The sequence below is a fragment of the Microbacterium sp. SORGH_AS_0862 genome (genome assembly GCF_030818795.1).
In the GTDB taxonomy this organism is placed as follows: domain Bacteria; phylum Actinomycetota; class Actinomycetes; order Actinomycetales; family Microbacteriaceae; genus Microbacterium.
The window spans coordinates 962,898-987,745 of sequence record NZ_JAUTAY010000001.1 but is presented as its reverse complement, the minus strand read 5'-3'; the positions used below and the strand labels follow the sequence as shown (position 1 = coordinate 987,745).

24 protein-coding genes are annotated in these 24,848 nt (G+C 71.1%); 9 read left to right on the top strand and 15 right to left on the bottom strand.

The annotated features are described in order from the left end of the window. Positions 1-105: 105 nt before the first annotated feature. From QE377_RS04540 to QE377_RS04530, 3 genes are all read left to right on the top strand, one after another. Entirely contained in the window at positions 106-1,257 is a 1,152-nt protein-coding gene (locus tag QE377_RS04540; RefSeq protein ID WP_307320013.1) for a MalY/PatB family protein, read from the top strand. Between the two features lie 76 nt (positions 1,258-1,333). Then, complete coding sequence (locus QE377_RS04535) at positions 1,334-1,498, top strand: hypothetical protein (RefSeq protein WP_307320011.1); 165 nt, start codon at positions 1,334-1,336, stop codon at positions 1,496-1,498. Positions 1,499-1,583: 85 nt separating this feature from the next. Beyond that, positions 1,584-2,624, top strand: a complete 1,041-nt coding sequence (locus QE377_RS04530) for a hypothetical protein (protein WP_307320010.1) — start codon at positions 1,584-1,586, stop codon at positions 2,622-2,624. 99 nt (positions 2,625-2,723) lie between these two features. Here QE377_RS04530 and QE377_RS04525 read toward each other — a convergent pair whose 3' ends face one another. After that, complete coding sequence (locus QE377_RS04525; protein WP_307320008.1) at positions 2,724-3,329, bottom strand: TetR/AcrR family transcriptional regulator; 606 nt, start codon at positions 3,327-3,329, stop codon at positions 2,724-2,726. A gap of 334 nt (positions 3,330-3,663) precedes the next feature. Beyond that, entirely contained in the window at positions 3,664-4,746 is a 1,083-nt protein-coding gene (locus QE377_RS04520; protein WP_307320006.1) for a cell wall metabolism sensor histidine kinase WalK, read from the bottom strand. A gap of 203 nt (positions 4,747-4,949) precedes the next feature. Between QE377_RS04520 and QE377_RS04515 the strand changes: the two genes are divergently transcribed. Beyond that, positions 4,950-5,162, top strand: coding sequence for a hypothetical protein (locus tag QE377_RS04515; RefSeq protein ID WP_307320004.1), 213 nt, complete (start codon positions 4,950-4,952; stop codon positions 5,160-5,162). Positions 5,163-5,328: 166 nt separating this feature from the next. Here the strand turns inward: QE377_RS04515 and QE377_RS04510 are convergent, their stop codons facing one another. Both QE377_RS04510 and galU read right to left on the bottom strand, forming a co-directional pair. Beyond that, a complete protein-coding gene (locus QE377_RS04510) occupies positions 5,329-6,633 on the bottom strand; it encodes a cell division initiation protein (RefSeq protein ID WP_307320002.1) in 1,305 nt (434 codons plus the stop codon). A gap of 165 nt (positions 6,634-6,798) precedes the next feature. Beyond that, the gene (gene galU / locus QE377_RS04505; protein ID WP_307320000.1) at positions 6,799-7,689 is read right to left on the bottom strand and encodes a UTP--glucose-1-phosphate uridylyltransferase GalU; all 891 of its coding nucleotides are present in this window, start codon (positions 7,687-7,689) and stop codon (positions 6,799-6,801) included. A gap of 373 nt (positions 7,690-8,062) precedes the next feature. On the opposite strand from galU, the gene QE377_RS04500 reads away from it, so the two are divergent. After that, positions 8,063-8,800 carry a hypothetical protein gene (locus QE377_RS04500; RefSeq protein ID WP_307319998.1) on the top strand — a complete coding sequence of 246 codons (738 nt, stop codon included), beginning with the start codon at positions 8,063-8,065 and terminating at the stop codon, positions 8,798-8,800. Positions 8,801-8,873: 73 nt separating this feature from the next. Beyond that, the gene (locus QE377_RS04495; protein WP_307319996.1) at positions 8,874-9,059 is read left to right on the top strand and encodes a hypothetical protein; all 186 of its coding nucleotides are present in this window, start codon (positions 8,874-8,876) and stop codon (positions 9,057-9,059) included. 14 nt (positions 9,060-9,073) lie between these two features. Here the strand turns inward: QE377_RS04495 and QE377_RS04490 are convergent, their stop codons facing one another. The 3 genes from QE377_RS04490 to QE377_RS04480 form a co-directional block, all read right to left on the bottom strand. Then, positions 9,074-10,648, bottom strand: coding sequence for a LuxR C-terminal-related transcriptional regulator (locus tag QE377_RS04490; RefSeq protein WP_307319994.1), 1,575 nt, complete (start codon positions 10,646-10,648; stop codon positions 9,074-9,076). A 104-nt stretch (positions 10,649-10,752) separates the two neighbouring features. Continuing rightward, complete coding sequence (locus QE377_RS04485; protein WP_307319992.1) at positions 10,753-12,294, bottom strand: sigma-70 family RNA polymerase sigma factor; 1,542 nt, start codon at positions 12,292-12,294, stop codon at positions 10,753-10,755. Between the two features lie 51 nt (positions 12,295-12,345). Then, a complete protein-coding gene (locus QE377_RS04480; protein ID WP_307319990.1) occupies positions 12,346-12,654 on the bottom strand; it encodes a hypothetical protein in 309 nt (102 codons plus the stop codon). Positions 12,655-12,921: 267 nt separating this feature from the next. Here QE377_RS04480 and QE377_RS04475 point away from each other — a divergent pair, with 267 nt between their 5' ends. Beyond that, a complete protein-coding gene (locus tag QE377_RS04475) occupies positions 12,922-13,080 on the top strand; it encodes a hypothetical protein (protein WP_307319988.1) in 159 nt (52 codons plus the stop codon). A 14-nt stretch (positions 13,081-13,094) separates the two neighbouring features. On the opposite strand, the gene QE377_RS04470 is transcribed toward QE377_RS04475, so the two are convergent. After that, entirely contained in the window at positions 13,095-13,736 is a 642-nt protein-coding gene (locus tag QE377_RS04470) for a peptidase M23 (protein WP_307319986.1), read from the bottom strand. Positions 13,737-13,834: 98 nt separating this feature from the next. Continuing rightward, positions 13,835-15,040: a polysaccharide pyruvyl transferase family protein gene (locus QE377_RS04465; protein WP_307319984.1), complete on the bottom strand. Its 1,206-nt coding sequence runs from the start codon at positions 15,038-15,040 to the stop codon at positions 13,835-13,837. Between the two features lie 119 nt (positions 15,041-15,159). Between QE377_RS04465 and QE377_RS04460 the strand changes: the two genes are divergently transcribed. Then, positions 15,160-17,307 (top strand): glycosyltransferase, encoded by a 2,148-nt coding sequence (locus QE377_RS04460; protein ID WP_307319982.1) that lies wholly within the window; start codon positions 15,160-15,162, stop codon positions 17,305-17,307. Then, complete coding sequence (locus QE377_RS04455) at positions 17,304-18,593, top strand: glycosyltransferase (RefSeq protein ID WP_307319981.1); 1,290 nt, start codon at positions 17,304-17,306, stop codon at positions 18,591-18,593. Before QE377_RS04460 ends, QE377_RS04455 begins: the two co-directional genes overlap by 4 nt. A 12-nt stretch (positions 18,594-18,605) precedes the next feature. On the opposite strand, the gene QE377_RS04450 is transcribed toward QE377_RS04455, so the two are convergent. The 6 genes from QE377_RS04450 to QE377_RS04425 form a co-directional block, all read right to left on the bottom strand. Next, positions 18,606-19,286 carry a hypothetical protein gene (locus QE377_RS04450; protein WP_307319980.1) on the bottom strand — a complete coding sequence of 227 codons (681 nt, stop codon included), beginning with the start codon at positions 19,284-19,286 and terminating at the stop codon, positions 18,606-18,608. A gap of 810 nt (positions 19,287-20,096) precedes the next feature. Beyond that, positions 20,097-21,467 carry an NtaA/DmoA family FMN-dependent monooxygenase gene (locus QE377_RS04445; RefSeq protein WP_307319978.1) on the bottom strand — a complete coding sequence of 457 codons (1,371 nt, stop codon included), beginning with the start codon at positions 21,465-21,467 and terminating at the stop codon, positions 20,097-20,099. 72 nt (positions 21,468-21,539) lie between these two features. After that, positions 21,540-22,172, bottom strand: coding sequence for a helix-turn-helix domain-containing protein (locus QE377_RS04440; protein WP_307319976.1), 633 nt, complete (start codon positions 22,170-22,172; stop codon positions 21,540-21,542). Between the two features lie 49 nt (positions 22,173-22,221). Further along, the gene (locus QE377_RS04435) at positions 22,222-23,040 is read right to left on the bottom strand and encodes a trans-aconitate 2-methyltransferase (protein ID WP_307319975.1); all 819 of its coding nucleotides are present in this window, start codon (positions 23,038-23,040) and stop codon (positions 22,222-22,224) included. Continuing rightward, the gene (locus QE377_RS04430; RefSeq protein WP_307319974.1) at positions 23,037-23,825 is read right to left on the bottom strand and encodes an ABC transporter ATP-binding protein; all 789 of its coding nucleotides are present in this window, start codon (positions 23,823-23,825) and stop codon (positions 23,037-23,039) included. The genes QE377_RS04435 and QE377_RS04430 overlap by 4 nt, the downstream gene beginning before the upstream one ends. Beyond that, positions 23,822-24,829, bottom strand: coding sequence for an ABC transporter substrate-binding protein (locus tag QE377_RS04425; protein WP_307319973.1), 1,008 nt, complete (start codon positions 24,827-24,829; stop codon positions 23,822-23,824). The genes QE377_RS04430 and QE377_RS04425 overlap by 4 nt, the downstream gene beginning before the upstream one ends. Between the last annotated feature and the right edge of the window lie 19 nt (positions 24,830-24,848).

Here is a 24,848-nt window from a genome sequence, read left to right as displayed (position 1 = left end):
TCCGTACTGACGAGCCGACCGCGAGCGGGAGTACTCCCCTTGCTTGAATGACAGAATACGGCATCCCGGGCACGTCGAGCGCACGCCGCAGGTAGCGTCGGATCCGTGACGCATCCTTACGACGAACGCGGCCGCGAGATGCTCGATCGCCCGGAGAGTCGGAAGTGGAGCCTGCATCCGGGCAAGATCGGGGCGTGGGTGGCCGAGATGGATTTCGGCACGGCGCCGGTGGTGAGCGCAGCGCTGCACCGGGCGGTCGAGGAGGAGACGCTCGGGTATCTGTCGCCGGCGCTGGCCGAGCGGATGGCGCTCGCCACGGCGAGCTGGATGCGGCGCGCTTACGGCTGGAGCATCGCGTCCGAGCGCGTGCACCCCGTCGCCGACGTGATGGCGGCGCTGGGCGTCGCGGTCCGCACGTTCGCGCCCGCCGGTTCACCCGTGATCGTGCCCACACCCGCCTACATGCCGTTCCTCACGTACCTGCCTGCGATCGGGCACCCGGTGATCCCGGTGCCGGGACGCGTGGTGTCGGGGCGATGGGAGCATGACATCGACGGCATCGACGCCGCGTTCTCCGCCGGCGCGCGCACGCTCGTGCTGTGTAACCCGCATAATCCGACCGGCTCCGTCCTGACCCGGGATGAGCTCAGCCGGATCGCCGAGGTGGTCGAACGTCACGGCGGCAGGGTCTTCGCCGATGAGATCCACGCGCCGCTGCGATACGGCGGTGTCACACACGTGCCGTACGCCTCGCTCTCCGAGGCCACCGCCTCGCACACCGTCACCGGCACGAGCGCGTCGAAGGCGTGGAACATCCCGGGGGTGAAGGCGGCGCAGCTCATCACCTCGAACCAGAACGACGACGACATCTACCGACGAGTGGGCTTCGCCCACGTGCACGGCGCCTCGACTCTCGGCGTCGTCGCATCCATCGCCGCGTACGAGGAGGGGGAGCCCTGGCTCGCCCAGACGATCGAGTATCTCGACGGCAATCGGATGCTGCTGGTGGATCTGCTCGCTCAGCACCTGCCCGAGGTGCGCTATACGCCTCCCCAAGGCACCTACCTCGCGTGGTTGGACGCACGCGACCTCGCGCTGCCGGACGCGCCTGCCGACTTCTTCCGCGAGCGCGCGGGGGTCGTGCTGACCGACGGCGCGCTGTGCGCGGCTCCCGGATTCCTCCGGCTCGTGCTCGCGATGCCGCGTCCGCTGCTCGCGGACGCGGTCGCCGCCATGGGCGCGAGCGCGCGCGAGTAGACGGGTCGGCGCGGATTCGCAACCCCCGTGGCGTGCCCTGTCCGCCGACCTACCGTGATCGCAGCAGGAGGCGGTCATGAGTATCAAGGAGCACGACGATCTCCGCGACGACGCGGACTACTTCGAGGATGACGTGCGGCGGGAGTTCGAGGAGCGCTTCGGTGCTGCGGCGCCGGAGCCGGCGAGCCCGATTAGCAAGCCGATCCCCATCCCCAGTTTCCGACCGCTGCGACGGCGGTGAGACGACGGGGTTCTCCGTCTTCGGCTGACGCCCGCGCCGCCCGCGCGTAGCATGGCGTTCTCATCCTGCGGCGGAAGGGACGGCCATGAACGCGATGACCGGTCTGCCGCTGGTGGGTGTCAGCATCGTGGCGACGTTCGTCGTCCTCGCTGCCTTCCTCTGGGTGAGAGGCCCCTCGTATCGTTCGGGATCCTTCCTCGGGATCGCCACCGCCTCGGCCGTGTTCGCGGTCTTCTCCAGCCTGCTCTACGTCATCTATTTCTCGTTCGAGCACGAGGCGTGGACTCTCGCGGCAGGCGACGCCGCGATGGTGCTGGCGCCGGCTCTGCTGTGGGTCGCCGTCGGCGCGCTCAACGACAGGCGGCCGTGGCGCCTCTGGGTCGTGATCGCGGGCGGCCTCGCGATGTTCGTGTGCAGCATCCTGCTGGCGGAGACGGTCTCATCGGGGATCAAGATCCTGTTGCTGATCGTGGGCTGCACGCTGACCGCGGTCGAGGCGCGCGTCGGGCGCGCACGTGCCACGAGCGGCACATTGGCGATCGCGGCGACGATGGTCGGCTACGCGCTCTACTCCGTCGGCAGAGCGGTCTTCCTGGCGATCGACGGTCTGTACGGCGGGGTCTATGCGCAGTACTTCGCCACGGGGCCCACCACGATCGCGGGGGTGCTCGCGGTGATCCTGCTGGCCTTCGGGGTGCTCGCCGCCGCCCGGGACGAACGAGCCAGCCGCCGGGTGCAGCAGGTGGACACGCGAGACCGTCTGGCGGCACGGGCCAGGGCGATCCTCTCCCAGCACGGCGCCGTCTCCTGGCGCGTGGCGACCGTCGACGAGTTGGAGCTGATCCGCGAATCGTTCGGTCAGGAGTACATCGACGAGGTCAACACCGCGTTGGTCGCCGCCTGCACGCGGATGCTCGCGGACGAGGCAGAGGTGGGACTCATCGGGCCTGGTCGAGTGGCCATGGTGTGCGCTGTCGCAACGCCGGATGTGGCGGCGGACGAACTCCGACAGCGGTTCGCACAGAGCTCGGACCGGCTCCGCGAGACCTACGTCCCCGACCTCGAGATCGCCGCCACGACGGTCGAGTCCGACATGGTGCTGGCCGTCGTCATCGCGCAGGCGTGAACCAGCCGGGAGAGCGCGAAGAGGGGCGCCGCCGGATCGGCGACGCCCCTCTTCGCTGACGCCACGAGTCGGTGCGGGCCCCCGCGCGTCTGCGGGCGATCAGCAGAGCGACGCCGAACAGCAGCAGGCCGCCGCCGGCCAGGAGCGCCCAGCTCGCGATCTCCCCACCGGTGAGGGCGAGGTCACTGCGGTCCGCCGGAGCCGCACCCGGTGCTGCGGCGATGGGCTGCTCGGTGCCCGTGCCGGGGGTGGAAGGCTCACCTCCGGTGCCGGGAGTCGGTGTCTCACCTCCGGTGCCGGGAGTCGGTGTCTCGCCTCCTCGCGCAGGAGGCGCAAGGTGGCCGCGCCTGCGATGTCGTCTCCGTCGCGCGGAGAGCCGGGACGGACGTGGCCGGTCATCAGGGTGAAAAGCGCCGGATGCTCGACGGCGAAGGCGAGGTGCGCATCCCAGATCGCGGCCGGCGCCCCTGTCCCCGACGGTGACGGGATCTCGTCGAGCAGACGCGCGAAGCGGTCGAAACCGCGCTCGACGAGCGCATCGATCAGTCCCTGCTTGCTTTCGAAGAAGTGGGAGAGCGTGGGCAGTTGCACTCCGGCGCGGGAACACACCGCGCGCACCGACAGTGACCGGTCGGCGTCCTCCCCGAGCAGCGCCTCGGCGGCATCGAGAAGCCTGCCGCGCGATCCGTCGGTCGGGTTCGGCACGGCCCCACCCTAGTGCGTACCTAGGTCGGTGCGAGGGTGCAGTCAGGCGCGCAGACATCGTCGTGCTCCGGGGGATGGAGTGAACCGGGCGATTCACTCCGCTCACGCTAGGGGGACCAACCGTTCGGACGAGGCTGTCTGTGTTTCGATTATGTGAAACGTATGAAGTTCGGATGCGTCTCGTGTCGCCCCGGCGGAGGAACGGCCCCTCGCCGGCGATGGCGAGGGGCCGTTACGGAGTGCGAGCGCTCGGGCCTTCGCGGGGAGCGGGCGCTCGGAAGGAGTAAACCACGCGTGATCGTCGGGGCGGAAGGGCGGGGCCGTGAGAATGCCCTCACCGGTGGTCGACGGGCAGGGTGAGGGTCACGACCGCTCCCGATCCCGGCTCGCTGACGATGTCGATCGCGCCGCCGTGGGCGTGCGCGATCGCACGTGAGACGGCGAGTCCGAGTCCGAGACCGGGTACCGCGTTGGCCCGCGCTTCGCGGCCGCGGTGAAAGGGTTCGAAGACCCTCGCGAGCTCGGACGGGCGGAAGCCGGGACCCTCGTCGATGACCGTGATGTCGATCCGTCCCGCGAGGGCGTCTGAGGTGAGCGCCACGGTGACGGTGGAGCCGCGGGGACCGAACCGGACGGCGTTGCCGATGAGGGCCTCGACGGCCATCCGCAGGCGGTCCGCGTCCGCGCTGACCTGAGCCGGGGCGACGTCGACGAGGATGCGGATCTCGTGCTCAGCCGCATCCGATGCGCGTGCCGCGACCGCCTCCTCGACGATGCGAGCGGCATCGCACCGGGTGACGACGAGCCGCGGAGCGAGGTGTTCGAGCAGCAGGAGCTCGTCGAGTCGATGGACGATCCGGTCGACGTTGCGACGCAGGATCTCGAGCCGCACCGCTGCGTTCGGGACGCCCCGCTCGATGTCTTCGGTGAGTAGTTCCAGGTGTCCGACGATCGGGGTCAGCGGGTTTCGCAGTTCGTGGGAGGTCGAGGCGAGGAAGTCATGCGGGAACCGGTCGTGGTGGGCGCGTCGCGACACGTCCCGTGTGATGAGGACGGTCCCCTCGAGCCCCGTCGACGCCGACGTGAACCGATGAGACGACTTGCGCAGCGCTCGCCGGCGGTCGACGGGTCCGGCCCACACGGTGCGCTGCGCCTCGCGGCCCTCGGTGGCGGCGAGGATGACCGATTGTTCCACCCGCAAGGGTGCATCGTCGATGTCGAATCCGGGCGGGCTCTCGCGCAGGGATCGCGCCAGATCGAGGTCGTCCAGGTCCACCCCCTGCAGTCGTGCGTACCGGTACGCAGGGGCGTTGGCGGCGCGCAGACGGCCCTCGGGGTCGAAGATCGCGATCCCGGTGTCGAGGTGGTCGAGCAGTCCGTCGTCGACGGAGATGCCTCCGCCTGCCGATGCGCCCATCGCGGCCTTTCTCCTTTGTCGCATTCTGCCCGCCGCCGGGGAAGGGTCGTGATCGGGCGACGGAAAAATACTCAGCCGCAACCTGCGGGAAAACATGCGTGGGTATCTTCAGGGAAGGCCGGCGGATGAGGGGGCTCCCGACTCTGATGCTCCGGCATCTCGACGGTCGTCCAGCTCCAACCGTTCAGTCCTTGGGAGGACGCATGCAGGCACCGTACTCGCGCTCAGAATATCGCTCGAGCACCGGACCACGTGAGACGACCGTGCGCGACCGCGAGGCGAAAGCACGTGCGCGCCGCCGTCGCCGCTTGCACCGCAAGCTCTCGCAGCGCCCGCATTGGTCCCTCTATGTCGGTGTCGCCCTGCTCGCCGCCGGCGTCGTCGCCCTTGTCGCCGCCGCGATGCTCACGCGCTGATCCGGGAAACGCAGAACCCCCTCCTCGGCGATGCCGGGGAGGGGGTATGAGCATTTGGCCAAGGCCCCAGCTCGGGTGCGAGCGATCGGGCCTTCGCGGGGAGCGACCGCTCAGGTGAATTCAATCACATGGGACACAGGCGATTCATTGATCTGAGCATTTCCGCTCAGTCGTGTTGATCTTCATCCTCCTGAGGGCCGTCGCCGTGTGCCGAGTCGGAGGCCGCCTCGTCCGCGCCAGCCGTCGCGCTGAGCACGCCTTCGGGGCGGATCAGCTCGCGCACCTCCGACATGAAGCTCGTGAGCTGCTGCTGTTGCCAGCGAAGCGCGCGGGTACGGTCCTCCGCATCGCGCAGGACGGCGGTCGAGTGGTCGATGACGGTGGACACGATCTTGTGCGCCTTGGTGCGCGCGCGGTCGAGGTTCTCCTGCGCCCGCACGTGCGCGTCCGCTTCGATCTGCGCGGCCTGGGCCCGCATGAGCTTCTCGTAGTCGTCCGCCTTCGCCGAGATGCGCTGCGCGTGCTCGAGCGAGGCGGCGACCTGATCGTTCGCGTCCGAGGTGATGCGTTCGGCGTGCGCGACGGCCTGGTTGTGCAGCACCAGGAACTCCTGTTGCGCGTCGTCCTGGCGACGCGTCAGGGTCTCCTCGAACTCCAGCAGTCGTGCATTCATCTCGCGGACGTCGCGTTCGGTGTCGCTGCGCAACTGCGCGGTCTCGCGCGTCACCATCGCTCGCAGCGCGGCAGCGCCCTTCTCCGCCTCCGAACGGATGGCCTCGGCCTCTCGCTCCGCCTGCGCGAGCTTCTCGGCGGCGTGCGCCGCTTCGCGCTGGATGGTCGCCTCGTGCGCCGTGTACTCGGTCTCGATCCGCAGGCGCACCTGGTCGGCGTCGTGCTGCGCCTGCGCCTGGATGCGGGAGACGTCCGCCTGAGCCTGGGTGCGTTGGGTCGCGACTTCCTCGCGCGCTGCCTCGAGCAGGCGTTCCGCCTGCGCTGCGGCGTTCTGGACGATGAGGCCGGCCTGCTCCTCGGCGACGCGCAGAACGGCCTCGAACTGGTCGCGTGTCGACGGGTCGGCGGGATCCGACACCGGGGTCTCCGACCCTTCGTCGCCCTCGGGCCGTTCGACGAGCTGCGCGGTCAGGGCGGCGATGCGCGCTTCGGCTTCGGATATCTGGGCGGTCGCCGTCTGCAGATCGGCCTCCAGCCGTTCCGTCTGCTCGCGCTGCTCTTCGCGCACCCGACCCACCGACTCCTCGGTCTCGGCGACCAGGCGTTCGATCTCCGTCCGCTGCTCCTCGCGCAGTCGATCGAGGGTCTCCCGCTGGCGCGCCTCGGCCGTGCCGAGCTCGGCCGAGGTGCGCTGCAGGCGGTTCGTGAGCTCGGAGATCGCCGCATCGACCTCATGGCGGTCGTAGCCCCGGAATCCGACCGAGAACGTGCTGCCTTCGTCGCCCGAGGACGGGCGCATCAGTTCATCGAACGGGCTGGAGCCCGTCTGTGAGTCGTCGGGGGAGTCTGGGCGCGCGTCGCTCATGCCGTGCCTTCCGGAGGTGTCGGGTGTGTTCTACTACTCTGCCCGTTCTCGTTCATCGATGGGCGATGTGAATCTCCGCTGTGAGCGCCGGCGCTGCTCTCAGAGAGTGGTGGCGAGTTCCTTGATCCACTGGGCCAGGTCGGGTCCGAGGTCGTCCCGATCCAGGGCGAGCTGCACGTTGGACTTGATGTAGTCGAGTCGGTCGCCCGTGTCGTAGCGGCGGCCGCGGAAGACGACGCCCAGAACCGGTCCGCCGATGCTCTCGTCCTCGGCCAGCGCTTCCAGCGCGTCGGTGAGCTGGATCTCGCCGCCCTTGCCCGGTGCGGTCTTCTCGAGCACGTCGAAGATCTCGGGCTTGAGCACGTAGCGTCCGATGACGGCGAGGTTGCTCGGCGCGTCGGCGGCCGACGGCTTCTCGACGAGGCCGGTGATGGTCACGACGTCGTCCTCTGCGGTGGGCGCGACGGCCGCGCAGCCGTAGAGGTGGATCTGCGACGGATCGACCTCCATCAGGGCGACGACGGTCGCAGATCGGGCCTGGGACACCTCGATCATGCGCGCGAGCAGCACGTCGCGGGCGTCGATCAGGTCGTCGCCGAGGAGGACGGCGAACGTCTCGTGGCCCACGTGCTTGCGGGCGCGCAGCACGGCGTGGCCGAGCCCGAGCGGATCTCCCTGGCGCACGAAGTGCACGTCGGCGAGCCGGCTGGCCTGCATGACCTTTTCCAGCTTGGCGGCGTCGCCCTTCCTCTCCAGCGTGTGCTCGAGCTCCGCGACGCGGTCGAAGTGGTTGGCGAGGGCGTTCTTGTTGCGCCCGACGATGACCAGCACGTCGTCACTACCCGCGGCCACCGCCTCCTCGACCACGTACTGGATCGCCGGCTTGTCGACGACCGGCAGCATCTCCTTCGGCATCGCCTTCGTCGCGGGCAGGAAGCGGGTGCCGAGTCCCGCGGCGGGGATGACGGCCTTGATCGGTGCGTGTGCCATGCGCCGAACATTAGGGATCCTTCATGAACACGGTGTTTCCGGTTGAGCAGTTCTTCGCGTCCACGAAGGGGGTGAATCACCGGGCGAAATCACACGATCCGCAGAGCGTGCACCCCGGCGGCGCCGTCATGATGGAGGCTGCAAGGTCCCCGCGAAGGCTCTTGCGCGGTGGGTCCCGGTCCCGAACATCCGGGGCCCGCCGCTCATCTCGGTTCGACATCGATCGCATCAGATCCGTGCGCGGACCGCGCCGGGGAGTAGTCTTCCCCTGTACACCTCATGTGTCACGTCTGATGGGCCACCCCGACCCCTTCTGAACGCGGCACGATCCGGGCCCTTCGTGCCCGGGTGCCGTAGCGGAAGAGGAAGCGTCATGGACCTGATCGTCTGGGCACGCGACAACCCCGTTCTCGTCGTCACCGCCGTCGCGATCGCTGCCCTCGTCGTGGTGGCGTTGCGGATGGCGCGTGTCCCCGACGCCGCCGAGGAACCGCATCCGACGGATGCGGAACGCCCCACGATCGAGCGGACGGCGCCCGCGCGCACGCCCTCGACGAGGCCTGCGCCCGCGCCGGCGCCGCGGTCGGCCGTTGTCGCCCCGCCCTTCGCGCATCCCGCGTCGCAGCCCTCCCCCGCCGGCTACGTGCCGCTCGAGGTCCCCGAACTCTGGGAGCCTCCGGCCCGGTACCTCGGCGACGCGGGCGCGCCGTCCTTCCTGCCGGCGGCGCCCGTGCGCGCCGCAGCCCCCGCCCCGTCCGTGCAGCCGGGTCATCCGGTGAGGTATCCGCGCCGCGCCGCGCCGTTCGTGCAGCCCGCTCCCCGCGCTCAGACGCCCCCTTCCGCACCGCCCGCCCCGAGCCGCACGCCGCGGTCGTTCGACGACCTCCGCCGCGGCGTGCTCGCGGGGCGTTCGTTCGAGTCGCTGCAGCAGTTCGCCGTCGCCGCGGTGGTCGAGGCGGGGCACCCCGTCGTGATCGTCGCCCGGATCTTCCGTGTGCCGACCTGGAAGCTCGAGAGCTGGGTTCGAGGAGGCCTTCCAGGCTGTCCCGGCCCCGACCCGCCGACCGTGGCGGGGCACGATGCCGCGGCCGGCGTGAGCTGGGTCGGGTGAATAGTCCTCGCGGAGGACGTGAAACATCCTCCCGACGGATGTGAGAGATGGGCTGGGTCGCCAGGCTTGAGCCATGACCACCGAGAACCTCCGCACCCTCGCCCTGCAGCCACGGCTTCGCGCTCGCGGTGAGGGCGGCATGGCGGTGGTGCTGGTGGTCCTGGGGTGGATCGGCGTCATGGGTCTCGTGGCGGTCTCCGTCGCCGCCCCCGTCGTTCTGGCCGGGGTCTGGCTGCTGACGCAGCTGATGGGGCGTTGACGCGTGCCACCTGTTCAGGTGAGTCCGAGTCGCCGGGCGGCAGCCTCCGCCTCCTTACGAGAGGCGACACCGAGTTTGCGGTACCCGCTGCTGAGCTGTGTTTTGACGGTGTTGGGGCTCACGAAGAGTCTGTCGGCGATCTGGGCCGTCGTGGCGCCCGTGGTCAGCTCGCGCAGCACCGCCCGCTCCCTGGCGGTGAGCGAGGGCGCCGATGCAGCCTCGGGGAAGCCGGCTGATGCGCGAATGTGTCGGACCAGCGCGTCGTCGGCCAGCCCCGCCGTCTCCACCAGCAGATCGAAGTCGCTGCGAGCCACGGTGGACATGCTGCCGGCGAGGTCGTACTCGCGTGCCAGACGAAGCGCGTGCCTCGTGGCCTCTCCTGCGTTGGTCGGCTCGCCCAGGCGCAGACTCGCGACGGCCGCGGTCATGAGAGCTTCCACCAGCAGGCGAGGCCGGGAGCTCGCCTCCTCGATGAGGGAAGTGAGAGTGGCGACGGCGCGGCGATGCTGACCGGCGGCGGACTCCACGCGCCCTCGCGCGAGCGTCAGATAGCCGGGTTCCACGGGCCAGAGGTCGAATCCGTCGAGGCGCGAGCTGCGAGAGATCGCTTCCTCGGCTTTCTCGAGTACCGCGGTCGCTCGCGTCAGCGCGCCCAGGCGCAGCAGCAGGTCGATGCGCGCGCCGGCCACGAGCTCGGCGATCAGGCCCGTCTCGCTCAGTGGTCCGGGGCGTGAGGCCGCGGCGATGTCGATCTCGGTGAGCAGCGCTGCCGCGTCAGCCGCCGAAGCGAATCTCGCCCTGGCATGCAGCACGTGGGCCCAGTGCTCGCCTAGCGCAGCGTGATCGATCGCCCTGAGAGCGCGCTCGGCATCCTCGTTGCGCAGCTGATCGCCGTGGTGCAGCGCCTCGGCCAGTCGAGCCGGCACGCCGTACTTCACGGCCGCGGTGCTCAGCAAGCAGGACTCGGCGATACGCAGCCAGTGGAGTGCGGCCGAACGGTGACCCGCGAGCGCGTGGATGCCGGCCAGGGAGGAGGATGCGGATGCGCGGATGAGAGGGTCTTCCATCAGGACGGCGAGGTCGTACGCGTCCTGGTACTCGGTCACGGCCTGGTCGACCTGACCGGCGAACTCGCGCACACGCGCCCACTGCGCGTGGAGGTGGGGCAGCGCCGACTGTGCCGTCTCGACCGCTTCGCTTGCGGCGGCCTCGAGTGCGTCGCGGCCGCGTTCGACGTGGACGAGGGCGGCCCTGACATGGCCGGCACTGCGCTCGGCGGCCGCGCGACTCGTGTGCTCGACGAGCACGTCCAGCAGTGCGTCGGGCCGTTCGAACGCCGAATGCCGGTAGCGATGGACGCTTCGCTCGCCGTGGGAGAGGTGGCGCAGGTACGTGCGTGCGGCGACGTAGCGGGGCTGTGCGGCGAGCGTCGACGGCGGCAGCCGCTCCAACGCCGCCAGGAGCGTCGGGGCGTCGTGAAGGATGAGCTCCGACCAGTGGTCGGCGATCACCCTGGTGACGCGCTCCCAGTCCTCCTCGTCGACGGCGGCGGTCAGGGGGCAGGGTGGTTCACGGGTGACGTCGCTCACGATCTGCGTGGCCTCTCGGGTCTGCGGTGACGCGGGGATCGCGTTTCCTGACAGGAGAGATGCGTCTCACGCGGTTTCGTGACGCGGTTTGCGAGATCTTCGGATCAGAACGGGAAGCAGAACCATCCCCACGGCCACGGGCATCCCGGTTCCGTCGGCTCCGTGGGCCCGCTCGGCGAGGGCGAGGGCGACGGCGATGCGGTGGGCGACGGTGACGCGGTGGGCGATGGCGACGCGGTGGGCGATGGCGACGCGGTGGGCGACGGTGACGCGGTGGGCGTCGGTGATGGCGACGCGGTGGGGGTCGGCGACGGTGAAGGCGAGGGCGACACGGTGGGGGTCGGCGACGGTGATGACGATGGCGAGGGCGAGCGTGTCGGCGAGGGAGAAGCCGCGGGCGTCGGGCTCGGTGAGGGCGTGACCGAAGGCGAAGGACGGGTGGCGGCGACCGAAGGAACCGCTGCGGGCGCCTCGGGTACGCGAGGGAGTGTCGCGCGCGGGGTGCGCGTGGTCTGCGGCGTCGGCTCCGGACTCGGCGCGCTCGTCGGGGTGGCGGAGGCATCCGGGGTGACATCGACCTCGGGAGTCGAGACCACCGGTGTCTCACTCGTCGTCGACGACTCGGCGGCCGTGTCCACCGGAGCGATCGCGGCGGGCGCGGGCGCGGCGAGCAAGCCGCCGAGACCGCCCGTCGCAGCCCACGCCACGCCGCCGGCCACGACGGCGACCGCGGAGACGGCGACGACGGTGGTGACCTGCCAGGAACTGCGTCCTGCGCCGCGCGGGCGGAGGAAGCCGAGCAGTCCGCCGCTCGTGTTCGAAGCGGCCTGTCCGCTGCCCGCAGCCATCGCGACGGCGGCGGCCTGCGCGCCGCCGGACTGCGCCCACGCGGCGTAGCTCGCCGTCGCCGAGACTCCCACCACGAGCGGGATGAGCACGAGGGCGAGTCGCGACGCGACATCGCGGGCCTCGCTCCATGCGAGCGCGCATCCGGTGCAGGTGGCGAGGTGGGCGTCGACGCGTCGGGCGTCGCGTCGCGAGAGGGCGCCGCGCGTGTGTGTGCCCAGCAGGGGGAGCGTCTCGTGGCAGTCCGGACCGCTCGGGTTGCGCAGCTGCGCGGTGACCCACGCGTCACGGAAGCCGCGGCGGGCGCGGATCACGAGGGCGGAGGCGGCATTGGGGGCCAGGCCCATCAGCGGCGCGAACTGCCGCGGCTTGAGGCCGTCGACCTCGCTGTACCAGAGCGCTTCCTGCCATCTCGTGGGCAGGCTGCGGAACACATTGGCGGTCGTGCCGCGCTCGAGGGCGGACAGTGCGGAGTGCTCCGCGTCCACCGATGCGGCAGTGGCCGCATCCTCCAGATCCATCGCGTCCGCTCTGACCTGGCGGGATCCCCATTCCGCGGCGACGTTGCGCACGGCGGTCAGGAGGTACGGGCGGAAGCCCATCACGGGGCCCTGACCGCGTCCGATCGCGGCGAGGATGCGGGTGAAGGCCTCGGCGACGACGTCGTCGGGGTCGAGGGAGGTGAACGCGCGCGCGACGGCGTGGGCGGCGGCGGAATGGCGCAGCCACAACTCGCCGTAGGCGCGGGAGTCGTTCGCGCGGACGCGCTCGACGAGATCGTCGTCAGACAGCTCGGGCATCGGTGTTCGGGTCTTCGGGCTTTGTGAGAAAGCTCTCATGTTCGGGTCTTCTCAGACTAGGGCCTCGGCGAGCGATGGGTGGAGCTCCCACGCATTCTGGGCAGAATCGCCGATGGACTCGAAGTTGCGCAGGTGACGCACGAGATCGGCGAACGCGTCGTCCGTGAACGCCCGGCAGTCCAGGACGCAGGGCGTGGTTCCCAGGACCGACACCAGGATGCAGTGCCGAAGACGCCGGCCCATCCCCGCATCGCCCGCACGCGGGACGCAGAAGCCCACGAGCCCTCGCCGCCAGATGGCGGTGTCCTGTCCGTGGTAGATGTGCACGAGCGGCCCGCGGATCACGATCCGATCGGGCATGATCCTCGCCGTGGAGCCTGTCGTTCGCCGCGGCATCCAGCGCCGCCATGCGCGACGGGGCGGAACGGTGAACTCGGTGTGCGCGGGGTGCATGTCTGAGAGATGCGGGAGCCGTCGGATCGTGACGCGATTGCACGGACTTGCTCAACCGACATGTTCCGCGCCGGATCTGCCGCCCGCGATCGGCGGATCCGGGCGGCCATGCCCGGTGCCGCGGCGTTCGTCAAGGGCCCCACGTGAGCACGAGCCGCAACGCAGACTGAAGACATGGTCGGAATCGCTGTTCTCTTGGTCATCATCGGAATCGTTCTGCTGCTGCTCGGCGTGTTCGTGGAAGCGGTGAAGTTCCTGCTCTGGGTCGGGCTGGTCATCCTCATCATCGGGATCATCGCCGCCCTCATGCGTTTCATCCGACGACAGGCATAGCTCGTCGGGATCCCTCACACCGCGGGGCAGAGGGCGATGCCGTCGGTGCGGTCGCCCTCGCGCGGTGCTCCGTTCAGTGCCGCGACGACGCGCACCGCGCGGTCCCAGAACCGCGCGTAATGCAGCGGGTCCGCGTTGACCTGCGTCTCGTGCGCGACCTGCGTGGGATCGAGTGCGGCCCGGTCCGGCACCCGCTCGGCCATCGCGCGGAAGAAGATCGTCGCGGCCGTGTACGGATCGAGGCGCTCCTCACGCGTGCCCCACGAATCCTGCTGCTGGAACAGGCCGATCGAGGTCGTCGGCGATCCGTCGGGATTGGTGACGCCGTTCGTCTCCCAGTCGCCGTAATCGAGGTTGCGCAGTGAGGACTCGCCCATCGCCGTCATGATCGCGATGGTCTGATCGCGCTCGTCGAAGCCGAGATCGCGGCCCGCCGCCAGGATCGTGCACGCGTTGGCGAGCTGGCCCGAACCGTAGCCCGCGATGCCCGGCTCGGCGATGCCGGGCGGCCGGGGCGCGTCGTCGACTCCGATGTCGATCCGGTCGTCGGCATCGAAGGCGCTGATCGCCGCGCTGCCGGCGGCGATCAGCGCCACGACAAGGACGAGAGGGGCCGCGACGAGAAGGACGACGGCGGCGACGAAACCGCCGCGCACACCCCGTCGTCGAACGGAACGGCCGTGCCGATGACGCGGGCGTCGCCGGGCTGGAGGGCGGCGCCTGGGGGCGGCCGAGGGGCGTCGGGACATCGCGGTCAGGGTAGAGGGCGCACCTGGAGTTTCCCCCGGGCTCGGCCGAGGGTCGCCGCCACGTCGTCCCACCACAGCGATGCCCGCGAGCGGTGCGCGTCGAACCGCTCGGCCGCGGCATCGCGCAAGGATGCGGCGCGAGAGACCAGGGCGGGCAGCAGAGCGGATGCGGCCGCGGCGTCGTCGATGTCGACCACGCTGTCCTGGCCCCAGGGCCCGAGCGCGCCGGTGAGTTTGATGCGCGTGTACTCGTCTGCCGCGAGGGCGAGCACGGGCACCCCGGACGGTGCGGCGAAGACGACGGGGTGATAGCGGGAGCTGATGAGCAGGCGCGCGGAGCGGGCGAGCGCGACGGCATGCGCGGTGTCCGCCGTCGTCTCCAGCCTGCTGGCGGTGCGCAGATGGGCGCGGACGCGTTCGTGCACCACGACGTCACCGCGTACGTCGCCGTCGGTGAGGGGACCGAAGTGCGCGTGGAACACGACGGGTGCGCCGGTGATCTCTGCGGCCGTGTCGATCATGCGGGCGAGGGCGGCGTCGACCGCATCCGACGGGCGGTGCGCGTACCAACCCGACAGGCTCACGAGCAGCGGGCCGGATCCGGGGAGGACCGCGGCGGCGTCGAGGAAGGAGGCGTCGTCGACCTGCCGCCGAGGGTCGAGCCCCCACGAGCGCACGAGCGCCTCGCTGGTGCCCTCGCGCACGCCGACGAGGGCGGCGGTGGCGAGCGCTGCCCGCAGCCGGATCTCGTCGCCGGCGGCCAGGTCGGGTCCGAAGGTCTGGCCGCTGAAGGCGACCGGCAGCCCGCGTGCGGCCGCCATCCGCGTGAGCGCCGTGCGCTCGTAGATGTGCACCGGCCACCGGGAGGCGAGATTGCCGCCGCCGGTGTGCAGCACGCCGGTGACCGTGCCGAGCGCGTCGAGGACGCCCTGGGCCACATCGTCGGCGGCGAGCTGGATGCTTCCCGTCGCCGCATCCACCAACTGCCCGGCCCGACGGGCGGCTGCCTCGCGATCCAGTCCCGCGAATCCCAGTCGGTCGACGGCGTCGATCCCGTACCTCTCGCGCGTTTCCGCGGGCGCCGAGGAGACCCCGATGGTCGCAAGACCGCGACGACGCAGTTCGATCACGGCGGCGTCGAACATCGCCTCGTCGCCGACATGGAACAGATCGTCGACGACGCCGACGTCGCCGATGGCAAGAACGCTCACGCGGGCTCCGGGATCGTAGCGGGGGAAGGGGTGCGGCTCAACGCTAGCCTGCCGTACAGACGTGTTCTCTACGATCGATTCGCTCGTGGCCGTCCGGCGACGGTGAAGGGAAGTGGGACGTGGGGATTCAGACGTCCATGGATGCGGTGCAGAGCGCTCCGACGATCGTCGATGCGCTGCGCCGGGCCGAGGAACTGGCGTTCGAGGCGGGCCGGGAGCCGGGCGTGCGGTCGCTGCGCCATCTGGCCGCGGCGCTCGCGAGCGAAGACGATGTCCGCGCCCTCGCGGCGGTGCATGCGCTGGGGGCGATGACCGACGAGGAAGCCGGACGGATGCTGGCGGCGCTGCTGTCGGATCGTCGCGCGTACGTGCGCGAGCATGCGGCGTGGGCGTTGTCGCAGGGGCTGCCGCGACTCGACGCGGTCGGGCGCCTGATCGCGATGGTCGCCGCCGGTGGATTCTCGGCCATGCTCGCGCAGCGCACCCTCGAGGGGTGGTCGGTCGCCTCGGGCGAGGTGCTCGCCGTCGCCCTGGAGGCGGCACTCGTGTCCACCGACGACCCCTCCGCCCGGGCGCGTCTCGTCGAGACCCTCGGGCTCGTGCGCGCGCCGCTCGCGACGAGGCCGCTCGTGGCGATCGCCCGCGACGAGGCGGAGGACGACGCGGTGCGCGAGGCCGCCATCGCCGCGCTCGGTCAGCGGCCGGGGCAGCCCGGTGTCGAGAACACGCTCGACGCGCTCATGGCGACCACGGGCCGGCTGGCGTCCGTGGCGCGGCTGGCGCTGCTGGATCTCGTCCCGCCGCGGCCGGATGCTGCCGACGCGCCCCGCACGATCGCGCAGTTGTTCCTGCACGCCGACATGGACGCGCAGCTGGCGACGGCGGGCGCCGGCGACAACGGCGGGATCGCGACCCTGCTCGTGCGGCTCGGCGACGCGCTGGTCGCGGACGGCTCCGGGCTCGTGGAGCGCGTGATCACCCTCGGGCGCGGCAGCATCGATCAGGCCGCGAGCGATCTTCTCGACGTCGCGGGCACCCGCGGCGGGCACCGCTTCGGGCGTGTGCCCATGGCGCCCTCGCCGGTTCCCTCCGCTGCGGCGTGGGGGCTGCGCGTGCAGGCGCGTCGCGGCATCCGCCGGGTGCTGCGCGCGGCGGGTCGCGTGGACGTGCTCCACCTGCGTATGGCGGATGTGGGGAGTCTCGCGGCGGCGGATGTCGCGCGCGAGCTCGGCATCCCCACGGTGTTCACGCTGGCTCCCGACCCGCATTCCGTGATCACGTCTCTCGAGGAGTCGGGCCAGCTCACGCGCGAGGGGTTCGGCGAGGCCGACCTCCGCGAGCACTACTGGTTCCGTGCCCGCCTCGTGCAGTCGCTGGCGGCGGGCGCCGAGCACACGGTCCTCTTCCCCCGGCCGACGCTCGCCGACGACATGAAGCGGCTCGTGGGAGTGGACATCACCACGCACGCCGAGCGGCACACGGTCGTCGCCGAGGGCGTCGACCTCGCCGTCGTCGACGACGCCGTCTCCCGTGTCGCCGCCTCTGGTGCCGAGGGCGAGGTGCCTGCGGGCCTGGCCGAGCTCGAGCGCCTGCTGGCTGAGCTGCCACCCGAGCGCCGCGGCCTGCCCCTGCTGGTCAGCGTGGGGCGCCTGCACCGCGTGAAGGGCATGGCCTCGCTCGTCGAGGCGTGGCGCACCTCTGCGCTCGCCGAGCGCACGAATCTGCTGATCATCGGGGGCGACCTCGCGCATCCGTCGGTCGACGAGCGGGAGCAGCTCGAGCGCATCGACGCCATCGTCCCGGTCGCCGAACGCGCCGCGCGGGGCCTGCTGCTTCCCGGACATCGGCCGAACGGCGTCACGGCGTTGTGGCTGGCCGCCGCCCGCCTCGGACTGCCCGGTCTCGCCGCGCCCGCGGGCGTCTACGTCTGCGCGAGCATCAAGGAGGAGTTCGGCATCGCCCTGCTGGAGGCGATGGCGACGGGGCTGGTCGTCGTGGCGCCGGATGCCGGCGGCCCCGCCACCTACGTCGAGCCCGGCCGCACCGGATTCCTCGCCCCGACCTGGGACCGGGAGCGTTTCGTCGCCGCGATCACCGACGCGCTCGCGCACGCGAAGCTCGACCCGGATGCGGTCGCCGAGCGTTCGCACGCGATGGTCGCCGAACGGTTCACGATCCAGGCCATGGCGGCGACGCTCGCCCCGTTGTACCAGGCCGTGGCCTCGCAGGACGCGGACCTCGCCCGGCTGGCGGTGCTGCCCTCGTGAGGCTGCTCGTCATCAGCCCGGACTACGCCTCGCACCTTCTGCCGCTCGCGACCCTCGCGACGGCCTGGCAGGACCGCGGGCACGAGGTCACCGTGGCGACGGGTCCCGCGACGGCGCCCATCGTCGCGGACGCCGGTTTCGCGCACGTCGAGCTGTCGCTCGGACGGGGCGCGAACGCCGGTGTCATGCGCACCGCGCAGCAGCAGGCGGACGAGGCGTCCTCGCTCGAGGGGTTCTTCTCCGCGACGCGCCGGGGGATGGTCGAGACGCTCACCTACCAGGCGCGGGAACGGCTGACGGATCTGATGTGGGACCCGGTCGGTCGCGGCCGGCAGACGCTGGAGATCGTCGAGCGGGTTCGGCCCGACCGCATCCTCGTCGACCACCTCGCGTTCAGCGCGCGGATGGCCATGCAGGCTGCCGGCGTCGCGTACGGGGACGTCGTGCTGGGGCACCCGACCGCCCTGCCGGTGCCGGGGGAGCTCTACGGAGTGCCGCCGTTCTGGCCCCGGGTGTTCGACCCGGATGCCGAGAGCCTGGGCGCGTTGCGCCTGCTGGCGGCGGAGGTGTCGGAGCGATTCACCGCGCAGTGGAACGACGCCGCATCCGAGATCGATCCCGCGGCCCCCTCCGTGGCCGACGCCTTCGCGTCGCACGGCGCCACCGTGCTCTACAACTACCCCGAGCAGCTCGCCGCCGGCGACGGCCGGGCGATGCACCCCGGGACCTTCCTCGGCTCCACGCTGCGCGAGGAGGCCGTCGATCCGTCGATCTCGCGCTGGATAGACCAGGGTGAGCCGTACGTGTACGTGAGCTTCGGCAGCTTCCTCTCGGTGCGCGACGACGTGCTGGCCCGGGTGGTCGAGGCGCTGCGATCGCTCGGCGTGCGAGCCGCGGTCGCGACCGGCGCCGCTGACACCGCGGCGTGGGGCGAGATCCCCGCCGACTGGCTCGTGCGCGAGTACCTGCCGCAGGTGCGTCTATTGGGCTCCGCGGCGGCCGCGATCACCCACGGCGGCAACAACTCCGTCACGGAGGCGTGCGCGCAGGGTGTGCCGCTGGTGGTGCTGCCGTTCTCGACGGACCAGTTCGCGGGCGCTGGGGCGCTGGAGCGCACCGGGGTGGGTGTCGCGTGCGATCCCAATCGCGCGACCGCGGCCGAGCTGGCAGAAGCCGTCGCCCGCCAGCTGCGACCGGATGCGGCTGCCCCGGCACTGCGCGACCGGATGCGGCGCGACGGCCGCGAACGCCCGGGGCCGCTCCGGGCCTTCGACGCGCTGGCCTGAACCAGCTCCGGGTCAGGAGATGCCGACGAGGCGCGCGATGGCGCCGGGGTCGGAGGCCGCGGCGCGGTAGAGCCCCATACGGGCCTCGTTGGCCTCGTAACCGGCGCCGACGCGCTGCTCGGCCGCGTGATGCAGCGCGTAGACGCGTCCCTCGTGGCGGCGCGGCGGTTCGCCGAGCACGGCCTGGTGGGTGAGGTACCAGGCGGCGTCTTCGAAGCCCCATCCGCGGAACGCCTCGTCCTGACCGCCGTGCGCGAACCACGTCTGCGGGGTCGCGACGTACACGCCGGAACAGGCCCCCTCGACGTACTGCTCGACCGTGCAGTCGATGAGCGGCGTACCTGCTGCGTACTCGGCCGAACCGTTCGCGCCGAGCCAGCGGTACTGGTCGTAGGGCAGGTGCACGCGTCCGCTCGTGCGGGCCGCGGCGATCGCGGCGCGCAGCGGCTCCGCCTCGGGGAGGGTATCGGCGTCGCCGATCACGACGACCGCATCCGGATGCGCGGTGCGCATCGCGAGGTTGCGGCAGGCGGCGAGGACGAACACGTCGTCGTCGGTGTCGATCGTGCGCACCGACGCCTCGGGCAGATGGGTCTCGTACCAGCGGCGGACGAGAGCGAACGGTGCGCGGCGAGTCGGCGCGTCCCGCCAGGGGATCACGACCTCGACGGGGGGAACGAGAGCTGTGGACATCGCGCTCAGCATAAGTCCCCGCCGAGCCCCCGCCGACCCCTTGCACGCGCCCGTCTCCCGCATCCCGGGCACCTCCCGCATCCCGTGCGCTTCGCGCATCCCGGGCGCTTCCCGCATCCCGGGCGCTTCCCGCATCCCGGGCGCTTCCCGCATCCCGGGCGCTTCCCGCATCCCGGCGGTCGGAGAATTGCGCGAACGTCGGAGGATGTGGCCTGAAACCTCCGACGCGGGGCGTTTTCTCCGACGTTCGGGTGTGCTCAGGATGCCGGTGCCCGGGTAGTGTGCAGCTGGCGGCCGTGGGGGCTGCATGCAAACTCTGGGGGAGAGATGGCACGCGTGCCCGTGCGCAAGCGATTCAGTCTGGGAACGATCGTCGGTTGAGCGCTCTGCGCTCTGCTGCTGGTCATCAGTCTGTTCAGCTCTGGAATCGGCGGATTCCTGATGATGGCGGGACTCGTCGCCCTCGTCACGGGCGTGTACGTGGCTGTTACGCGTCGTCCGAGCTGGGTCGGGCTCCCCGCGCCGCGACGGGTCGGTGCCGCCGTCGCGGCGGGCGGCTTTGTGGTGCTTCTCGCGGGATCGGCCGCGTACGGAGCCATGAATCCGCGCGAGCTCGATCCGGCGACCCCGGTCGCGACAGCGAGCCCCGGGACGCAGGAAGTCACGCGGCCGACTTCCCCGCGCACGTGCCGCCCGTGGTCAGCGCCGAGTCCCTCGAGCACGCGCTCGTCGTCCGTCCCGCCTGAGGGGCAGAGATCGCCGGCATCCGTCGCATCCGACGAGGCGAGCGGGCTGGAAATCCCGGCCGGGTCAGCGGCGATAGCGGGCCGCGGGGTGCCAGTCGGGGAGGCGCGGGCCGTCGGCGTCGGTGAGCATCTCGCGGAGCGTGCCCGTGCGGGGCGTCTCGGGCAGCAGGCCTCTGCGGCGCAGTTCCGGCATGAGCTGGTCGGTGAACTCCGTGTAGCCCTCGATGCCGCCGTACCAGTTCTCGACGAGGAAGCCGTCGACGTCTGTCTCGGCCACGAACGCCTCGACCTGGTCGGCGACCGAGGTGACGGTGCCGGTGAACTTCATGCCGCCGAAGGTGGCGGGCAGCGAATCGAGGATCTCGCCGATGGTCGGGCTCGTGCCGTCGGGGTTTCGCCACATGGCGAGCATCGTGTGGCCGACCTCCGTCGAGACGTCGTCGAGCGTCGCCTCGGGGTCGAGCTGGGCGAGGTCCACACCCGACCACCCCAGGAAGAGCGCTGCCGTGGCCTCGCGGGTGGCCGTCGTGTTGAGCTCGGCGCGCAGGCGCTGCGCTTCTTCCTCGGTGTCGGCGATGATGAACGACGCACCGTTGACGACCTTGATCGAGGAGGCGGGGCGGCCCGCATCCACCGCCTTCTGACGCAGGCGGGCGATGCCCGCCGCGAGGCGCGCGGCGTTGCGGTCCTGCGTGAACACGCATTCGGCGTACTGCGCGGCGAACGTCGTGCCGGCCTCCGAGGTGCCCGCCTGGAACAGCGTGGGCGTGCGTTGCGGGGAAGGGGTCGCGGGGAAGTAGCCGTCGAAGGTGAAGTACGTGCCGTCGCGACGGATGCGGTGCACCTTGCTCGGGTCGGCGAAGACCTTGTTCTTCTTGTCGGCACGGACGGCGTCGTCTTCCCACGCGCCCTCCCAGAGCTCGAGGTCGAGGTCGACGAATTCGGTCGCGGCGGCGTAACGCTCGTCGTGCGGGGTGACCTGCGTGCGGCCCAGCAGCCGCACGAGCGCCTGCTGGTTGTCGCTCGTGACGATGTTCCAGCCGATGCGTCCGCCGGTCAGGTGGTCGAGCGTCGTGAAGGTGCGCGCGTTCAGCAGGGGCTGCTGCGCGGTGGTGGATGCGGTCGCCACGAAGCCGATGCGAGGAGTCGCCGCCGCCAGCGCCGACATGATCGTGAGCGGATCGTGCACGGGGAACTGCACGGCCTCGCGGATGACGGCCTCCGGCACCTCGCCGGCGTCGTTCATGGGGTAACCGATGGCCTCGGCCATGAAGAAGAAGTCGAAGCCCGCCGCATCCAGCTTCTTGACCATGTCGGTCCAGAACTCGAGCGTGGCGAAGGCGGCGGTGTCGCCGCGCTCGTGGTGCCAGCTGTTGCCGATGAAGTTGGGTGTGAACTCCTCGAAGGCGCCGAGGACGAGCTGTTTGGTGGGCATGCGGCCACGCTAGGAACCGCGTGTTTCGCGGGTGTGACCGCCGCTCGCCGTCAATGTAACGATTCGTGTGAGTTATCGCTCGGTGCTGGCGTCAGTACTGGTGCCGTGGCGGTGCGTCGCGCCCGCGGCGGTGATGAGCAGGAGCTCGGTCATGCCGAGCTGCGCGGCGGGCACCATCCAGGAGTGCGCGCTGCGCGCGTCGACCCAGAGGGTGTCGCCGGGGTGAAGCTCGACGTCGTCGTGGTCCGCGTAGCGGTACACGAGGGAGCCGGAGAGCACGTGCACGATGTCTTCGCCGTCGTGCGCGTAGGTCACATCCTCGTATCCGGCCGTGAGCTCGAACCGGTAGGCCCCGAGCTGACGCCCGCGCGCCCCGGCGATCAGCTGCGTGTAGGTCTCCCGGTCGCTGCTCTTGTCGCCGTCGCTGTCGCGCATCGGGATGCGGGAGCCGCCGCCGGCGCGGACGACCTCCAGGCGGATGGGCTGCTCGGGCAGCAGCGCCGCGGCCGAGACGCCGAGGGCGCCGGCGAGGCTGTAAAGGGAGGCGATGCTCGGCATCACGCGGCCGTTCTCGACGTTCGTCAGGAACGGCTGCGAGACCCCGGCGGCGGCCGCGAGCGCGCGCGTCGAGAGTTGACGGCGCGTGCGCTCCTCACGCACGGCGCGGCCGATGGCGGCGGCGGTGGGTGAGGGCTGCTCGCTCATGCGCCCAGCCTAGGTGAGGCGGGGCGTGCGATTCGTCGCCGCTATCGGTTCAGTGCACGGCGTAGAGCACGACATCGTCCAGATAGCGCCAGACGGTGCCCGTCTCGCGAAACCCTGCGCTGCGCAGAGCCGCGATGTGGAACTCGAGCGATACCGTCGGCGGTGCGACGTGCAGTTCGTCGCCCCAGACCCGCTTTCGCGCCGCGAACGCGTCGCGGTAGCGCTCGACGGATGCGGCCGCCGCCCACCAGGCGTCCCACGTGTCCACTTTCGACTCCGCGGGGTCGCCGGTGAAGGATGCGTGCTGCATCGCGGCGTCGTCTTTGGCCGCGATCTCGCGCAGCGTCGGCTCGGTGGCCGCGTCGTACGAGAGGTGATCGCCGTTGAGGACGATGCCGCCGGGGCGCACCAGTTCGGCCAGCTCGCGATACACCCGCACGAGCGTCTCGGGCTGCAACCAGTGCAGTGCTGTCGAACTGACGACGGCGTCGAACGGTGCTGCTGCGACGGCGGGAGCCTGCGTCCATGCCGCATCGGCCAGATCGACCGCGACCACCTCGGTGTGCGTGTCGCCCGCGAAGATGTCCGCGGCGATCTGCAGCAGGACGGGGTCCTTGTCGACCACGACGAGGTGACCAGCGGGTACCTCGGCGCGCACGGCACGGGCGAGGGATCCGGGCCCTGCGGCGAGGTCCAGGATGCGTGGTGCGGACGCGCCGTCGACGACGGCCGCCACGACGCGCGCGATGGTCTGGAAGCGCTCGGCGCGGTGGCGGATGTACCCGGTCTGTTGCGCGTCCCAGCGGGCGAGCAACGTGCGGGCCTCGGCCAGTTCGGCGGGGGATGCGGAGACGGTGGCGAGAGTCATGCGGGCTCCTTTTCGTGGAGGGAGTGGGCTGTGGGCGAATGTCTGCGGAACGCGAGGGCGGTGTCGCCCTCGCCGGTCGGGAGCTCGAGGGTGCGGACGCGATAGAGGGGATCGATGACGGCGGCGGTGAGCACGTCTGCCGCGGAACCGGATGCCGCCACTCGCCCTTCGTCGAGTACGAGGACGTCGTCGCACACGTGCGCGGCGAGTTCGAGGTCGTGGAGGACGACGACGACCGTGTCGGCCACGCGCCGCAGGAGCGCGCCGATCTCGAGACGGTGGTGGATGTCGAGATGGTTGGTCGGCTCGTCGAGCACGGCGTGCGATGCGCCGTGGGCGATTGCGCGGGCCAGACCCACGCGCTGCAGCTCGCCGCCGGACAGCTCGGCGACGCGTCGTCGTGCGTGCGAAAGAAGTCCGACCGCGTCGAGGGCGTTCACCACCCGGCGGTCCGTCTCGGCTGCACCGCGCACGCGTGCCGACAGCGCACCGAGTGCGACCTCGTCGCTGACGCGCATCGAGGGATCGGGGTCGACGTGCTGACCGACGAAGGCGATCCGCTCTGCGGCCCACCGGCGTGATCGGCGACGCAGCCCGGTGCCGTCCAGCGCGACGGCGCCGCTGCGCGGAATGTGGGCGCCGACCAGGCAGCGAACGAGGGTCGACTTGCCGCTGCCGTTCGGCCCGACGATGCCGGTGACCCGGCCGGTGCGAGCGGCCAGGTCGACGCCGCGCAGCACGGTGTGCCCGCCCAGCTCGACGACCAGGCCGCTCGCGGAGATCACGGCAGTTCCGCGAGGAGCTTGCTGAGCTCGGCCGGCCCGCGCGTCGAGAGCACCGACGGCGGGTCAGTGTAGGGGAACGCGAGGGCGACGACGCGGCTGTCCTTCACAGCGGAGAGGCCCGAGACGCCGGGTGCGGAACGGAACGCATCGATTGTGGCCTGCGGGTCGCCGCCGGAGTAGAGCAGCACGATGGTGTGCGGGTCGCGCGAGAGGAGGTCTTCGAGGCTCGCGTCGAACACACGCTCCGGAGTGTCGGTGTAGACGTTGTGCAGCCCGGCTGCCGCGAACACGGGGGTGACCATGCTGGGCCCGCCGTAGGGCGAGAGCGTCGTACCGCCCGACGACACGTACAGTGCTGCCGCGGTGCCCTTATCGGCGACGTCGGTGCTGCCCAGGTCCGCCTGTGCGTCGGCGATGGCGGACGCGGCGAGCTCGGGCACGCCGAGCATGGCGCCGAACGTCGTCAGCTCGTCCCAGACGCGCTGGAAGGTCGCTGTCTGCGTGTACGCGGGCGGCGGGTTCTGGCAGTACGCGCTGGGGCTGTAGACCGGAATGCCCGCCGCGGTGAGGGCGCCCCGGTCGACAGCGCTCTCCGGGGCGATGACGAGGTCCGGTTGTGCCCCCAGGATGCTCTCCTGGGAGACGATCGAGCCGCCGGTTGCGTTCTTTTGCGTCGAGAGCACGGAGAGCTTGTCGATCATCGCGACCGTGGCGGGTTGGTACAGCTCTGCCTGCGGGGTGGCAGTGACGGCGACGACGCGGTCGACCGCATCCAGTGCCTCGAGCGTGGCGAGCGCATCGTTGTTGACCATGACGATGCGCTGCGGTGCGTGCGTGAGTGTCACGTCGGATCCGCAGTTGTCGATCGTCAGCGGGTACTGCGCGTCCGCCGTGGGGGAAGCGAGGGCATTCGATGCCGTGGATGCGCTCGTGCACGCGGTGAGCGATGCGGCCGCCACGACGACGGCGATCAATCCCGCGATACGGGGAGGGTGGGCTTTCATGGGGTCCTTTCGGGTGGGG

Excerpts from the sequence above, each read along its gene's own strand:
- QE377_RS04515 (WP_307320004.1), top strand. The coding sequence starts at position 4,950 with ATGCAGGCACCGTACTCGCGCTCAGAATATCGCTCGAGCACCGGACCA.
- QE377_RS04495 (WP_307319996.1), top strand. The coding sequence starts at position 8,874 with ATGACCACCGAGAACCTCCGCACCCTCGCCCTGCAGCCACGGCTTCGC.
- QE377_RS04480 (WP_307319990.1), bottom strand. The coding sequence starts at position 12,654 with ATGCCCGATCGGATCGTGATCCGCGGGCCGCTCGTGCACATCTACCAC.
- QE377_RS04440 (WP_307319976.1), bottom strand. The coding sequence starts at position 22,172 with ATGAGCGAGCAGCCCTCACCCACCGCCGCCGCCATCGGCCGCGCCGTG.
- QE377_RS04535 (WP_307320011.1), top strand. The coding sequence starts at position 1,334 with ATGAGTATCAAGGAGCACGACGATCTCCGCGACGACGCGGACTACTTC.
- QE377_RS04435 (WP_307319975.1), bottom strand. The coding sequence starts at position 23,040 with ATGACTCTCGCCACCGTCTCCGCATCCCCCGCCGAACTGGCCGAGGCC.
- QE377_RS04485 (WP_307319992.1), bottom strand. The coding sequence starts at position 12,294 with ATGCCCGAGCTGTCTGACGACGATCTCGTCGAGCGCGTCCGCGCGAAC.
- QE377_RS04445 (WP_307319978.1), bottom strand. The coding sequence starts at position 21,467 with ATGCCCACCAAACAGCTCGTCCTCGGCGCCTTCGAGGAGTTCACACCC.
- galU (WP_307320000.1), bottom strand. The coding sequence starts at position 7,689 with ATGGCACACGCACCGATCAAGGCCGTCATCCCCGCCGCGGGACTCGGC.
- QE377_RS04475 (WP_307319988.1), top strand. The coding sequence starts at position 12,922 with ATGGTCGGAATCGCTGTTCTCTTGGTCATCATCGGAATCGTTCTGCTG.
- QE377_RS04425 (WP_307319973.1), bottom strand. The coding sequence starts at position 24,829 with ATGAAAGCCCACCCTCCCCGTATCGCGGGATTGATCGCCGTCGTCGTG.
- QE377_RS04520 (WP_307320006.1), bottom strand. The coding sequence starts at position 4,746 with ATGGGCGCATCGGCAGGCGGAGGCATCTCCGTCGACGACGGACTGCTC.
- QE377_RS04500 (WP_307319998.1), top strand. The coding sequence starts at position 8,063 with ATGGACCTGATCGTCTGGGCACGCGACAACCCCGTTCTCGTCGTCACC.
- QE377_RS04510 (WP_307320002.1), bottom strand. The coding sequence starts at position 6,633 with ATGCGCCCGTCCTCGGGCGACGAAGGCAGCACGTTCTCGGTCGGATTC.
- QE377_RS04530 (WP_307320010.1), top strand. The coding sequence starts at position 1,584 with ATGAACGCGATGACCGGTCTGCCGCTGGTGGGTGTCAGCATCGTGGCG.
- QE377_RS04450 (WP_307319980.1), bottom strand. The coding sequence starts at position 19,286 with ATGTCCACAGCTCTCGTTCCCCCCGTCGAGGTCGTGATCCCCTGGCGG.